Below are 13,771 nucleotides of genomic sequence, written 5' to 3' on the forward strand. Positions count from 1 at the left end.
TCTAATTAGTTACTGTTAATAATAGATTTAATAAATAACTAATTAAGCTTTCATAGCTCCTAACATGTTACCATAAACTCCATTAAGAGAAGACAAGTTATTAGTAAGGCCTGCCATTTGCTCCTGAAGTTTTGTTGCATTTTCTGCAATCGCTTCATTTGCTTGTGCCTGACGAGAAGAGCTTTCAACTTGTACTTTGTAAAGGCTATTTAAAGATTCCATTTGAGCAGCAGCAAGAGCCATTTCTTCAGAATACTTTTTAGTTGAAGACATAGCTTCAGCAGTTGGTGCCATTCCCTTTGCAGCTCCTTCAAAAGAACGGATGCTATTACCTAGACTAGACATTAACTCACTATCAAGCTTAGCTTCTTTAAGCATGGCATCTAGTTTTTGAGATAACAAACCTTGAGCGTCTTTAGGCTCCTCTTTTTTAACTGACTTCTTACCAACTGATTGTTCACCTGCTAATTCTGGGTAAACTAAAGACCAGTCTAACTCATTTTCTACAGGTTCAAAAGCTGAGATGAAGAAAATAACTGCCTCTGTAATCAAACCGATCATAAGAAGATTATTTCCTGAGAAACCGTATCCAAAATCCCAGTGAAGGATTTTAAATAATGCTCCAACAATTACTACTGAGGCTCCGATACCGTAAGCCATGTTAAATATTTTCTTTACTGTTTTAGATTGTGCCATTGTTTTAAGTTTTTAAGTTGGGTTTATTTATTAATTGCTTAATTTAAAATCTAGTTAGTTCCAGCGTTAAGAGTAACATCAGTACCCATATACGATTGTACCGTACGGAAACCTATATAACTTCTTGCGCTATCTTGATATTCATAATCACGAGTACCTACCTGAAGGAAATAAGAAACATCTTTCCATGATCCACCACGTACACCTTTACGTTTATTATTATCATCATTAACTACAGGACTCATGGAGGACATATGCTCATAAGCACCAGCTTCATAAGAAGAGTTTACCCATTCAGAAACATTTCCTGCCATATTATAAAGATTATACTCATTAGGTTCATAAGCATCAGCTTCTACAGTATATAAAGCCTGGTCTGCAGCATAATCACCTCTTAAAGGTTTAAAGTTAGCTAAGAAACAACCTCTGTCATTTTTTGCATAAGGCCCACCCCAAGGATAAGTTGCGCCTTCTAAGCCACCACGTGCAGCATATTCCCATTCTGCCTCTGTAGGAAGTCTGTACTCATTTACACGTTCTACATTTCTTTGTTTACGGTAAGCATTATGATATAAAGTTCTCCACTGACAAAAAGCCTTAGCCTGATTCCAGTTAACACCTACTACAGGATAATCACTATATGCTTCATGATAAAAATAATCATTGTGCATCGGCTCATTATAACTATAGTTAAAATCACGAATCCACACTGTTGTATCTGGATAAATTTTAACAGGAACTTGCTCAATAAAATCTTTTCTAGATTTAGACTCATCACGATTTCTAGCAGCTGCACTTAAATCAAGACTCGTATAAGTAAAGATAATCTTTTCAGTATCAATGGTACGCTCTCCATTATACGCCTCTTCAAAAGGTATAATCATATTATCGTAAACTTCAGCATAAAATTCATCAGGGATCTCTGCTGTATCCCAAATTAAATCAACATCGTGATTTAATTTACGACCTTCATAACCAGTAGGACCTAACCCTACATAGTTATCTTGTACATATTGCTCCCATGGCGTAAGCTCTTCCCCTTCGACACCTTCAGAGTCAAGGAATGCAAATTCACCAATTCCTTCATCTCCAGGAAGCGCCCCATTCTCATCAGCCATAATCGCTAGATTAGTTCTAAATAAAGAATCTCTAGTCCAGTACACAAACTGACGGTATTCTGCATTAGTAATTTCTGTTTCATCCATATAATAGGAAGGAACTGTAACGGTTTTGGTAGGCGCATTACGAGTCGCTGCGATATCATCATCGGACTTACCCATAATAAACGCACCACCTGGTACTAATGTCATACCATAAGGTTTTTCTGGATGCCATTTTTTTCCACGCTCTCCTGTAACCATTCCTCGGTCTCCTTTCCCACAACTCGCAAAAAGTGCTACTACTGCTAAAAGGATAAATAACTTTTTCATAAGGGTATTTTAAGTTTTCTTTATGAATTTAGAATGTAAACCTATTTAAAAGATTTCGATTCCACAACTTTTTTTATGTCAATAAATCAAATAAAGAAAGTAATTCTTTCTTTAAATTTCGTTTTTACGTCTCGCTTTCAACCATCTTTCAGGAAGAATTTGATCACATGCCATTTCATAATCTCGTCGATCGCATGGTAATAACGTATTTTGTTTTAGTTTATTATTACTATTTGAAATAAACGGTAAATCTATCCACCATCGACCACTATCATAAGATTTGTAAAAGGTAAGGGTTTCTTCGTCAATAGGTACTTTGTAGATCACATATCTATTTGCAATATCGACAGGATACTCAAAACTTCGATAATTGACACCTTCTATGAAGTACCAAATCATCTCTGCTACAAGTTGAGATCCAGAATTCTTCTCACTTTCAATCTCAAAAACTCCAAAAACTTTAAGCCTATCGCTAATTCCAGCATACCTCGACAAACTGCACACTTGCTTACCATCTAGCCCATTCGGATTTGCTTTTTCCCACGATAAATCTCCTGCTCTTACTACATTCATGTCTACCCCAACAATATCTGCATCTCTCATAATAGGCTCTGCTAAGGTTATATCGCTATCTAAGTGACCTAAACGTATAGCATCAAAAAACATTCGGTCTAACAGATCTATCTCTTCCTGCGAGTTAAAATAGGTTTGAAAACCTAGATTGCTATAATTAAACAGATTATAAGGCTCTGATGCTATCATTTTACCCACATAATTACGAGAAGTAATAGGAAGCTCAATATTACCTAAATCAAATCTACAGTCCACATTAACCAGATTTATCATGTGTTGAAATTCGTCAAACGCACGATATATAGGATACATTAAATCCTGACTACCTCCTAAGAAAATTGGAATAATACCTTCTCTTAAAAAGTACTCTGTAATTTGTTGCACTACATAATATGTATCTTCCACACTATCTCCTGCATGAATATCTCCAAGATCAGCCAGTACACTACTCCAGTTTCCAGGGTATAGCTCATATAAATTCTCACGTACTTGATCAAGACTTTCTACTTGAAAAAGGGCATTAGCATCTCTACGATTTTCTAGCACACCGATAATCACTAACGACACACCATTTAAACTAGGCAAACCATCCTGTATAGTATGTAGCCTTATATTGCTTGCTATAGTCTCGCTAGGTTGCAATCCCGCATGTGTAACTACAGTATCGTTGAGAGGTTTTAAAAACTCTAAAGACATTTACTTATTTCTTGGTTGTTTTCTTTTCAACCGGAGCTTTTTTCTTAGCAACGGTTTTCTTTTTTGCAGGCGTCTTCTTTTTAGCCGCCGCTTTTTTCTTGGGAGCTTTTTTTGCGATAAGCTCTTGAGCTTTTTCTAACGTTATCTTTAATGGATCAATATCCTTAGAAAGCTCCACTTTCACTTTACCTTTAATAACATTATGCCTACCCCATCTAGCCTTCTCAATTCTTATCCCTTCTTCTTCCCAGTCTACAATAAGTTTATCCTTCTCTTTTTGAATCTTATCCTTTATCAAGGTTTCAATATCGTCGTTAGAAAGATTATCAAAGTCATATTTCTTATTCACAGAAATAAACATTCCTGCCCATTTTATATATGGACCGAAACGACCTACACCCTTAGTCACAGGTTGCTCATCATAATTATAAATAGGAGCATCTGCCTTTTCCTTCATCTGAATTAACTCTGCAGCGCGCTCAAACGTAAGAGTCATAGGGTCATCTTCCTTCTCCAGACTTACAAAGGTCTTCTCATTAAACTTCACATATGGACCAAAACGTCCTTGATTTACCTCTACAGGATAACCGTTATATTCACCAACAGTTCTAGGCAATTTAAATAACTCCATCACCTCTTCTAAAGTAATGGTATTCAAATGTTGAGTAGGTAATAAACTAGCAAACTCAGGTTTCTCTTCATCTTCTACCGTACCTATTTGCGCCATCGCACCGAATCTTCCTAAACGCACACTAATAGGCTTACCACTTTCTGGATGGATTCCTAAAACACGCTCCCCTACTTCACGCTCAGCATTCTCTGCAACATCTTGTACTGTAGGATGAAAGCTCTTATAAAAATGCCCCATCATGTCGGTCCATTCTTCCTTACCTTCAGCAATATTATCAAAAGACTCTTCCACATTTGCTGTGAAATTATAATCTAAAATACTACCAAAGTGTTCTACTAAGAAGTTATTCACCACTCTACCTACATCTGTAGGAATCATTTTATTTTTATCAGACCCAGTCTTTTCAGTAAGCTTTTTCTCTGCCACCTTATCTTTACTTAAAGTAAGTTGAACATAATCTCGCTCAAGACCTTCTGACTGGCCCTTTTCTATATATTTTCTATTTTGAATAGTAGTAATAGTAGGTGCATAGGTAGATGGACGTCCTATACCTAGCTCTTCTAACTGTTTTACTAGAGATGCTTCAGTATATCTATAAGGTGGTCTAGTAAACCTCTCTGTAGCTGTAATTTTTTTATTTAATAAGGATTGTCCTATTTTAAGATCTGGCAATAACCCTTGCTGCTCAAGATCTTCATCATCCGTACTTTCTAAATATACTTTTAAGAAACCTTCAAATTTTACAATCTCACCACTAGCAGTAAAATTTTTCTCGTGCTTATCTGCAGATATAGTAACATTAGTACGCTCTAATTTTGCATCACTCATCTGACTTGCTATGGCTCTTTTCCAGATCAACTCATAAAGACGTATCTGGTCGCGATCTGCTCCAGCACTATGGACAGCAAAATTAGTAGGACGTATAGCCTCGTGTGCCTCTTGAGCACCTTTAGACTTTCCTTTATAGTTACGCTCTTTATGGAATTCACTTCCATAAGCTTTATGTATCTCTTCTTCAGCGCCTTGCTTTGCTTCCTTACTTAAGTTAACAGAATCTGTTCTCATATAAGTAATTAAACCAGCCTCATAAAGACGCTGTGCCAGCTGCATGGTACGACTTACATTAAAAAACAATTTACGTGAGGCTTCTTGTTGTAAAGTAGACGTAGTAAATGGTGGTGCAGGAGATTTCTTTGCAGGCTTTTTAACAAGATCTGCTACCTCAAATTTTGCTCCTTTGTTCACCTCAAGAAAATCCTGAGCCTCTTTAAGTGACTTTAAATTACTAGGTAATTTTGCTTTAAGCAATGCTCCTTCTTCCGTATTAAAATCGGCATCGACCCTGAAAAAATTATCAGAATTAAAGTTCAGTATTTCATCTTCTCGTTCTACGATTAAACGCACAGCAACAGACTGCACACGTCCTGCACTGGCTCCACCTTTTACCTTGCGCCATAGGATAGGAGATATTTCATAACCCACGATACGGTCTAATATACGACGTGCTTGTTGCGCATTAACCAGGTCATAATCTATAGTACGTGGGTTATCAATCGCGTTTTGCACTGCACTTTTAGTAATCGCATTAAACACGATACGTTTCGTGTTTCCTGCTTTAAGATCCAGCTGTTCTGCCAGGTGCCAGGCTATCGCCTCACCTTCTCGATCCTCATCACTTGCTAGCCAGACCATCTCTGCATCTGCAGCCATTTTTTTAAGTTTTCTAACAAGGTCTTTCTTGTCACTACTCACTATATACTTAGGCTCAAAATTCTTATCCACATCTACGCCCAATTCCTTTGAAGGTAAGTCTGCGATATGCCCAAAACTGGACGCTACTTTAAAATCTTTACCTAGAAATTTTTCTATCGTTTTTGCCTTAGCTGGCGACTCTACAATAACAAGATTCTTTGCCATTAAACTATCATTTTTAAAACGCAAAGGTATGAGTTATTTTTATGACCTACACAAACATCTGTTAAACAGATAGTTAAAAATATAATATAATTTTAAACCACTCATTTATTGACCTTTAAGTTCATTAACTCAACTGCACCTTATCGATATTTTATCTTTTAAAAATGATTTTTATGTAAAAAGATGTTTAGAATTCCGCTTTCGCGAAAGCGAGACCGCAGCAAAAACTGTCCTTATTATAAAGATTATTAGATCAATGAAAAATATTAAACAACTTAATGCTGCCATTGTGTCATAAAACATATCTTTGCAATGTTATATTAATGATGACGATCGATGGAAAAGATTATAGAAGAAGATAAGCAAGGAACTGCTATCGTGTTAGAACATAATGCCACAAACACGCGCAAACTCTATATAGAGAGTTATGGATGCCAGATGAATTTTTCTGATAGTGAGATAGTTGCATCCATTCTTGCAAAGGAAGGATTTAACACCACTAACAACATGGAAGAGGCTGATCTAGTATTAGTTAACACCTGTTCTATAAGAGACAAAGCCGAGCAAACCGTACGTAAAAGGTTAGAAAAATATAACCGTGTTAAGGAACGTAAGAACCCTAACATGAAGGTAGGTGTTCTAGGCTGTATGGCCGAAAGACTGAAATCTAAATTTCTTGAAGAAGAAAAAATTGTAGACATGGTCGTAGGACCAGATGCTTACAAAGATCTACCTAATCTGGTCGCCGAAATTGATGAAGGAAGAGATGCAGTAAATGTTTTACTCTCAAAGGAAGAGACTTACGGAGACATCGCGCCGGTAAGATTAAATTCAAATGGAGTAACTGCTTTTGTATCCATTACTCGTGGATGCGATAATATGTGTACATTTTGCGTGGTTCCTTTTACTCGTGGTCGGGAACGCAGTCGTGACCCACATTCTATTCTAGAAGAAGTGAATGATTTATGGAATAAAGGTTTTAAAGAAATTACTTTATTAGGACAGAATGTAGATTCTTTCTTATGGTACGGCGGCGGTCTTAAAAAAGATTTTAAGAAAGCTAGTAAAATGGCAAAGGCAACTGCGGTAGATTTTGCACAGTTATTACATAAGGTAGCAAACGCACATCCTGATTTAAGAATACGTTTCTCTACAAGTAATCCACAGGATATAAGTGACGACGTTTTACATGCTATTGCCGCACATAGAAACATATGTAATTACATACACCTGCCTGTACAATCTGGTAGTAACCGCATCTTAAAAGAAATGAATCGTTTGCACACGAGAGAAGAATACATGAATCTAATAGATCGTGTACATGCCATTATACCAGAATGTGCAGTCTCTCAAGACATGATCACTGGTTTCCCGACAGAAACAGAAGAGGACCACGAAGACACATTGAGCCTTATGGAATATGTGAAATACGATTACGGCTTTATGTTTGCTTACTCAGAGCGACCAGGAACTATGGCTGCCCGTAAACTAGAAGATGATGTACCAGAAGAAGTAAAAAGCAGGAGACTTAGTGAGATTATAGCTGTACAAAGAAGAACTGGTCATGAAAGAGCACAGTACTTTGTAGGTAAAACTGTAGAATGTCTCATTGAAAAAGAATCTAAAAAATCTGATCAACACTGGGCAGGAAGAAACACCCAAAATTATGTGGCTATTTTTGATAAAGAAGATTATAAAGTAGGTGAATATGTAATGGTAGAAATAACCGACTGTACCAGCGCAACTCTTAAAGGTAAAGCCATAGGATATAGCGACATGAAAGGACCTTTAACTTATGACACTGTATAATATGGAAAGTGTACAGTCCGTAAAACAGCGTTTTGAATTAATAGGTAACGACCCTGGTTTTAATAGAGCTATAGAAAAATCATTACAGGTTGCTCCTACAGATATTTCTGTACTAGTTACTGGAGAGAGTGGAGTCGGTAAAGAAAGTATACCTAAAATAATACACTCACAATCCTTTAGAAAACATGCAAAATACATAGCTGTAAACTGCGGTGCTATTCCAGAAGGAACAATAGATTCAGAATTATTCGGTCATGAAAAAGGTGCTTTTACAGGTGCTACCTCTACTCGATCGGGATATTTTGAAGTAGCAGACGGCGGCACTATATTCCTCGATGAAGTAGGTGAACTTCCCTTACCTACTCAAGTACGATTGCTACGAGTATTAGAAAATGGAGAGTTTCTTAAAGTAGGATCTTCTACCACGCAAAAAACTGATGTACGCATAGTCGCAGCTACTAATGTAAGGATGTATAATGCTATTGAAAAAGGGAAGTTTAGAGAAGATCTTTACTACAGACTAAGTACTGTAGAAATAGACTTACCTCCATTAAGAGAACGTAAAGGTGATATACATTTGCTTTTCAGGAAATTTGCAAGCGACTTTGCAATGAAGTACAAGATGCCCACATTGCGTCTAGATGAAAATGCTATTTCCATGCTCACTAATTATAGATGGAGTGGTAACATAAGACAGTTGCGCAATATCGCAGAGCAAATAAGTGTTCTAGAAAAAGAAAGAAATATAACCGCGGCAACTTTACACAACTACTTACCAGACGCCGGTAAAAACTTACCTGCTGTTATAGGTGAAAAGAAAAAAACTGATAGTGAGTTTGCAAACGAGCGCGAGATCTTATACAAAGTCTTATTTGACATGAAAAATGACTTGAACGATCTCAAAAAACTTACTAATGAATTAATGGAAAGTGGTAACGCAAAAGATGTAAGAGAAGAAAATCCTGGTTTAATAAAACGTATTTATGGAAACCATAAAGAAAACGAGCAGGATTATGAAGACGTTATAGATAACGCATACGACTATACACAAGAAGAACACATAACACCTGTTCAAAAAACAAACATAGATAATCATTATATAGAACCTGTAGAACCTGTAGAACCTTCTAACGATCGTTATGACTTTGCTCAAGAAATAGAAGAAGAAGAGTCACTCTCTCTAGCCGATAAAGAAATAGAATTGATTAAAAAGTCGTTAAACAGACATAAAGGTAAAAGAAAAGCAGCTGCAGATGATCTAGGAATCTCAGAACGCACGCTATACCGTAAAATTAAACAATATGGTCTTTAAAAATCTTCCCTTATTAATTACTGGACTGGCTTTTTTAAGCTTGAGTTCTTGTGGGTTTTATAGTTTAAGTGGAGTAACCATACCGTCCGACATTAAGACATATCAAGTAGACTATTTCGGTTATCAAGCAGCACTTGTAGAGCCAGGTATAGAAAGAGATTTTAAAATAAAATTAGAAGAACTTATTCAAGATCAATCATCTTTAAATCTAGTTAACAAAAAGGGTGACTATATCTATCAAGGAGAAATCACTAGATATTTTATTGCACCTATGACTGCTACTGCAAATAGTACAGCCTCTCAAAACCGATTAACTATAGAGATAAATGTAAGATTTACAGACACTAAAAGAGACGAAGAGAGTTTTGAAAAAAAGTATAGTTTTTTTTATGATTATGATGCAAATATTCAACTACAAGGTCCTGCGTTAGATACAGCACTAGAGGTTATCTATGAGCAAATTACACAAGACATTATAAACGATACACTAGCTAAATGGTAGATGCAAACGATTTAAACTACGTGCTTGCACAACCTGATCAGGTTACAGTAGACCACATAGCATTGCTCGAAGAGACGCTAGTAGAATTCCCTTATTTTCAGGCAGCACGCAGTATTTATCTTAAAGTGTTAAAAAATGAAAGCAGTCCTATATACAACAAAGAATTACAAAGAACTGCCTCACACACAACAGACAGGTCTGTATTATTTGATTTCATAACATCTGATTCATTCCTACAAAATCGAATTAGTGAGCAAATAAGACAACTTCAAGAAGAAAAAAAGGAGAATCTAAATACAGAAAAAATATTATCCAGTAGCCCTGAAGTAGTCGCTATTCAAAAACCCAGAGAAGAAGATCTTAATGCCAGTACAGATTTTACACAAGTCACTGATATCGATCTTTTTGAAAAGAAGAAAAACAATTCTATAATAAACGAGCCATTAGAATTTAATCATAATGAAACCTACAGCTTCTCTCAGTGGTTACAATTAACAAGTCTACAGCCCATAGATAGGACACAAATTGATGATGAAAAGCAAGATTTCACAAAAAAAATAGAAGAAATAAATGACAATCCAGCATCTTTAGAAAAAAATCTAGAAGAAGATGATCGAGCTAAGAAGATGGCGCGCATTGATCAATTTCTTGCAGAAAAACCAAAAATAAAGCCTCGTAAATCCCTCAGTCCCTTGATTAATATAGCAAATGATTATCAAGATCCTAGTCAGTTTATGACAGAAACTCTTGCCAAAGTTTACCTCGCACAAAAAAACTATTCCAAAGCCTTGAAAGCTTATGAGGTTTTAGTATTGCAACATCCAGAAAAAAGTGGTTTATTTGCAGACCAAATTCAAGAAATTAAGAATTTACAAAGTAACAAAACATAATGACAACATTTTATATTTTTTTAGCACTCATCGTTTTAGTATCATTTTTACTAATAGTGGTTATCATGGTACAAAACCCTAAAGGCGGTGGATTATCTTCTAGCTTTGGAGGCGGCGGTACACAACAATTAGGCGGTGTAAAGAAAACAGGTGATTTTTTAGATAAAAGCACATGGGTACTTTCTACAGCACTTCTTGTTCTTATACTTCTTGCTAGTACCTCTTTAATTCAAGGTAAATCTGTAAGTACTATCGAGGTAACAGATCCTAATGCTATAGAAAGCACAACTAATAATATACCTAGCGATGCTACTGATACTAGTGCAGGAACAGACACTGACACTGAATAGTATATTACTACATCATAAACTGACAAAATATCCAGCCCGCAAGGCTGGATATTTTTGTTTACAGCAGTTTTGTCAGAGAAAATTAATTGGCATATTTATGGCACACACGAGGTCATTAATAATCAAAAAAAACATTTTTTAAAATGGCATTAAATATTCAACCTTTATCAGACAGAGTAGTTATAGAACCGACTGCTGCAGAGCAAAAAACAGCCTCTGGTTTATATATTCCTGATACAGCAAAAGAAAAACCTCAACAAGGTAAAGTAGTTGCTGTAGGGAATGGAAAAAAAGACCACGACATGACTGTAAAAGTAGGTGATACCGTGCTTTATGGTAAATATAGTGGTACAGAATTAAAACTAGACGGCAGCGATTACCTTATCATGCGTGAGGATGATATACTGGCAATAGTTTAATATGTATTCCGCTTTCGCGAAAGCGAGAACAACATCAAAAATTTTAACGATTAAAAAATAACTGTTCAAAACAGTAAGTTTTAAAAAAATTAATAAAATGGCTAAAGACATAAAATTTGATATAGAAGCAAGAGACGGAATCAAACGAGGAGTTGATGCACTTGCTAATGCAGTAAAAGTAACGTTAGGCCCTAAAGGTCGTAATGTAATTATAGGAAAATCATTTGGTGCTCCTGTAGTAACAAAGGATGGTGTGAGTGTTGCCAAAGAAATCGAGCTAGAAAACGAGCTGGAAAACATGGGTGCACAGATGGTAAAGGAAGTTGCTTCTAGAACTAATGACCTTGCAGGTGATGGTACTACTACTGCTACCGTACTTGCACAAGCGATCGTAAAAGAAGGGCTTAAAAACGTAGCTGCAGGAGCAAATCCTATGGATTTAAAACGCGGTATCGACAAAGCTGTCGAATCTATCGTAAAAGATCTTGAAAAGCAAGCAAAAAAGGTAGGTGACTCTAGCGAGATGATTAAACAAGTAGCATCTATATCTGCAAATAACGACGAGGTAGTAGGTGATCTTATCGCTAAGGCTTTTGAAAAAGTAGGTAAAGAAGGTGTCATTACTGTAGAAGAAGCAAAAGGAACAGAGACTTATGTAGACGTGGTAGAAGGAATGCAGTTCGATCGTGGATATTTATCTCCATACTTCGTAACAAATTCTGAAAAAATGACTACCGAATTGGAGAATCCTTACATCTTGTTATTCGACAAGAAGATCTCTACCATGAAAGAATTAATGCCGGTTCTAGAACCAGTTGCTCAGACTGGAAAACCACTTCTTATTATTGCTGAAGATGTAGATGGAGAAGCTCTTGCAACATTAGTAGTTAACAAATTAAGGGGTTCCTTAAAAATTGCTGCTGTTAAAGCACCAGGTTTTGGAGATAGAAGAAAAGCCATGTTAGAAGATATTGCTATTCTTACTGGTGGTACTGTAATATCTGAAGAAAGAGGTTTTACGTTAGAAAACACAACCCTGGAGATGTTAGGTACTTGTGAAAAAGTAGATATCAATAAAGACAACACAACTCTAGTTAACGGTGCTGGAAACAATACCGATATTAAATCTAGAGTAGGACAGATCAAATCTCAAATCGAGAATACTACATCTGACTATGATAAAGAAAAACTTCAAGAACGTCTAGCAAAACTTGCTGGTGGTGTTGCTGTACTTTATGTAGGTGCTGCAAGTGAAGTAGAAATGAAAGAAAAGAAAGACCGTGTAGATGACGCACTTCATGCAACTCGTGCAGCTGTAGAAGAAGGTATAGTAGCTGGTGGTGGTGTAGCGCTAGTACGTGCAAAATCTGTTCTTTCTGAAGTTAAAGCTATAAATGCAGACGAAGAAACAGGAATCTCTATCGTAGCTCGTGCTATAGAAGCACCTCTAAGAACTATCGTAGAAAATGCTGGTGGTGAAGGAAGTGTTGTTGTATCTAAAGTTTTAGAAACTAAAGGCTCTAATGGTTATGATGCTAAAAACGATAAATACGTCGACATGCTTAAAGAAGGAATTATCGATCCTAAAAAAGTAACTCGTGTAGCATTAGAAAATGCAGCATCTGTTTCTGGAATGATACTTACTACTGAGTGTGCACTGATAGAAATTAAAGAAGAAAACGCTGGTGCTGGTATGCCTGCTGGTATGCCAGGAGGTATGGGCGGCATGATGTAAATCATTTTTCTTTATCTTATTTTTAATAAAAGCCAGCTCTTTTGAGGTGGCTTTTTTTATTTACTAACTTAAGCTAGATCTAAAAATAACAGCAATTCTATTATAAATAGTGCTATACGAAGCACATTATACCAAAGCAAATCATTGTTTACAATAAAAAAACAGACAGATAGACCACTCTTGTGATTTAATTATTATCTTTAAAACCAAATATATACGATTATTTTGATCTAATTCTTAGGTCCATCTATCTTTAATACAACTAGAAAACTCATAGTTTAAACTTATGAAAAACATAACCCTTACCATAGCATGCCTATTCTTATTAGGTTGTAAATCTGAAAAAGAAGCAGAAGTAACAACAACGGTAGAAACAAGTACAGCCATTCCTGTAGAAAATAGAAACACATCAAATTCTAGTAGAACAGCTGTTTCAGGAAAAATGGAAGTCTATCTAGAAGACCTAAAAACCCTTGAAGACACAAGTAAAGGAAATCCTATTGAAGTATTTCAAGAACTTGCCGAAGAATATGCCGCAGAGAAAATTGATATAAGTAAAGATAACTTTGCCCAAGCATTAAAAACAGCGTCAAAGTATAAACATGTCTACATTACGGTTAAAAACCATACGATTGTAAAAATAAAAGATATAAAAAATTGCAAACCATCTGGATCTTGGGCCACTTGTGTTCCTTATGCAACAGGTTATATCAAGAAAGGTGCGATGCAATACAGAGAGGACTATGCAAATAATATTATCGGTAGACCAGATACGCAACAACGAGTGATGTATTTGTTTCATTAATGATGG

12 protein-coding genes are annotated in these 13,771 nt (G+C 36.1%); 8 read left to right on the plus strand and 4 right to left on the minus strand.

Going from position 1 to position 13,771, the window contains the following annotated elements; genetic code table 11:
* Window positions 1-42: 42 nt before the first annotated feature.
* From gldL to topA, 4 genes are all read right to left on the minus strand, one after another.
* A complete protein-coding gene (gene gldL / locus Q0838_RS04360) occupies window positions 43-696 on the minus strand; it encodes a gliding motility protein GldL (protein WP_298951806.1) in 654 nt (217 codons plus the stop codon).
* A gap of 50 nt (window positions 697-746) precedes the next feature.
* Window positions 747-2,126 carry a gliding motility lipoprotein GldK gene (gene gldK / locus Q0838_RS04365; RefSeq protein ID WP_298951807.1) on the minus strand — a complete coding sequence of 460 codons (1,380 nt, stop codon included), beginning with the start codon at window positions 2,124-2,126 and terminating at the stop codon, window positions 747-749.
* Between the two features lie 111 nt (window positions 2,127-2,237).
* Entirely contained in the window at window positions 2,238-3,395 is a 1,158-nt protein-coding gene (locus Q0838_RS04370) for a formimidoylglutamase (protein WP_298951809.1), read from the minus strand.
* Between the two features lie 4 nt (window positions 3,396-3,399).
* A complete protein-coding gene (topA, locus tag Q0838_RS04375) occupies window positions 3,400-5,943 on the minus strand; it encodes a type I DNA topoisomerase (RefSeq protein ID WP_298951811.1) in 2,544 nt (847 codons plus the stop codon).
* Between the two features lie 336 nt (window positions 5,944-6,279).
* Here topA and miaB point away from each other — a divergent pair, with 336 nt between their 5' ends.
* The 8 genes from miaB (at window position 6,280) to Q0838_RS04415 (ending at window position 13,765) form a co-directional block, all read left to right on the plus strand.
* Window positions 6,280-7,752 (plus strand): tRNA (N6-isopentenyl adenosine(37)-C2)-methylthiotransferase MiaB, encoded by a 1,473-nt coding sequence (gene miaB, locus Q0838_RS04380; protein ID WP_298951813.1) that lies wholly within the window; start codon window positions 6,280-6,282, stop codon window positions 7,750-7,752.
* 1 nt (window position 7,753) lies between these two features.
* A complete protein-coding gene (locus Q0838_RS04385) occupies window positions 7,754-9,064 on the plus strand; it encodes a sigma-54 dependent transcriptional regulator (protein WP_298951861.1) in 1,311 nt (436 codons plus the stop codon).
* Window positions 9,054-9,566: an LptE family protein gene (locus tag Q0838_RS04390; protein WP_298951816.1), complete on the plus strand. Its 513-nt coding sequence runs from the start codon at window positions 9,054-9,056 to the stop codon at window positions 9,564-9,566. Before Q0838_RS04385 ends, Q0838_RS04390 begins: the two co-directional genes overlap by 11 nt.
* On the plus strand, window positions 9,560-10,456 hold the full coding sequence (locus tag Q0838_RS04395; protein ID WP_298951819.1) for a hypothetical protein: 897 nt from the start codon (window positions 9,560-9,562) through the stop codon (window positions 10,454-10,456). Before Q0838_RS04390 ends, Q0838_RS04395 begins: the two co-directional genes overlap by 7 nt.
* Window positions 10,456-10,806, plus strand: coding sequence for a preprotein translocase subunit SecG (gene secG, locus Q0838_RS04400; protein WP_298951821.1), 351 nt, complete (start codon window positions 10,456-10,458; stop codon window positions 10,804-10,806). Before Q0838_RS04395 ends, secG begins: the two co-directional genes overlap by 1 nt.
* Window positions 10,807-10,949: 143 nt before the next feature.
* Window positions 10,950-11,225, plus strand: a complete 276-nt coding sequence (locus Q0838_RS04405; RefSeq protein WP_104515795.1) for a co-chaperone GroES — start codon at window positions 10,950-10,952, stop codon at window positions 11,223-11,225.
* A 97-nt stretch (window positions 11,226-11,322) separates the two neighbouring features.
* Window positions 11,323-12,960, plus strand: a complete 1,638-nt coding sequence (gene groL, locus Q0838_RS04410; RefSeq protein ID WP_298951828.1) for a chaperonin GroEL — start codon at window positions 11,323-11,325, stop codon at window positions 12,958-12,960.
* 286 nt (window positions 12,961-13,246) lie between these two features.
* The gene (locus Q0838_RS04415) at window positions 13,247-13,765 is read left to right on the plus strand and encodes a hypothetical protein (RefSeq protein WP_298951830.1); all 519 of its coding nucleotides are present in this window, start codon (window positions 13,247-13,249) and stop codon (window positions 13,763-13,765) included.
* Window positions 13,766-13,771: the final 6 nt, after the last annotated feature.

Origin of the sequence: uncultured Nonlabens sp., from assembly GCF_947495285.1 — a bacterium.
Classification (GTDB): Bacteria; Bacteroidota; Bacteroidia; order Flavobacteriales; family Flavobacteriaceae; genus Nonlabens.

Coding starts and splice junctions, on each gene's coding strand:
- gldL (WP_298951806.1), bottom strand. CDS start 696: ATGGCACAATCTAAAACAGTAAAGAAAATATTTAACATGGCTTACGGT.
- gldK (WP_298951807.1), bottom strand. CDS start 2,126: ATGAAAAAGTTATTTATCCTTTTAGCAGTAGTAGCACTTTTTGCGAGT.
- Q0838_RS04370 (WP_298951809.1), bottom strand. CDS start 3,395: ATGTCTTTAGAGTTTTTAAAACCTCTCAACGATACTGTAGTTACACAT.
- topA (WP_298951811.1), bottom strand. CDS start 5,943: ATGGCAAAGAATCTTGTTATTGTAGAGTCGCCAGCTAAGGCAAAAACG.
- miaB (WP_298951813.1), top strand. CDS start 6,280: ATGGAAAAGATTATAGAAGAAGATAAGCAAGGAACTGCTATCGTGTTA.
- Q0838_RS04385 (WP_298951861.1), top strand. CDS start 7,754: ATGGAAAGTGTACAGTCCGTAAAACAGCGTTTTGAATTAATAGGTAAC.
- Q0838_RS04390 (WP_298951816.1), top strand. CDS start 9,054: ATGGTCTTTAAAAATCTTCCCTTATTAATTACTGGACTGGCTTTTTTA.
- Q0838_RS04395 (WP_298951819.1), top strand. CDS start 9,560: ATGGTAGATGCAAACGATTTAAACTACGTGCTTGCACAACCTGATCAG.
- secG (WP_298951821.1), top strand. CDS start 10,456: ATGACAACATTTTATATTTTTTTAGCACTCATCGTTTTAGTATCATTT.
- Q0838_RS04405 (WP_104515795.1), top strand. CDS start 10,950: ATGGCATTAAATATTCAACCTTTATCAGACAGAGTAGTTATAGAACCG.
- groL (WP_298951828.1), top strand. CDS start 11,323: ATGGCTAAAGACATAAAATTTGATATAGAAGCAAGAGACGGAATCAAA.
- Q0838_RS04415 (WP_298951830.1), top strand. CDS start 13,247: ATGAAAAACATAACCCTTACCATAGCATGCCTATTCTTATTAGGTTGT.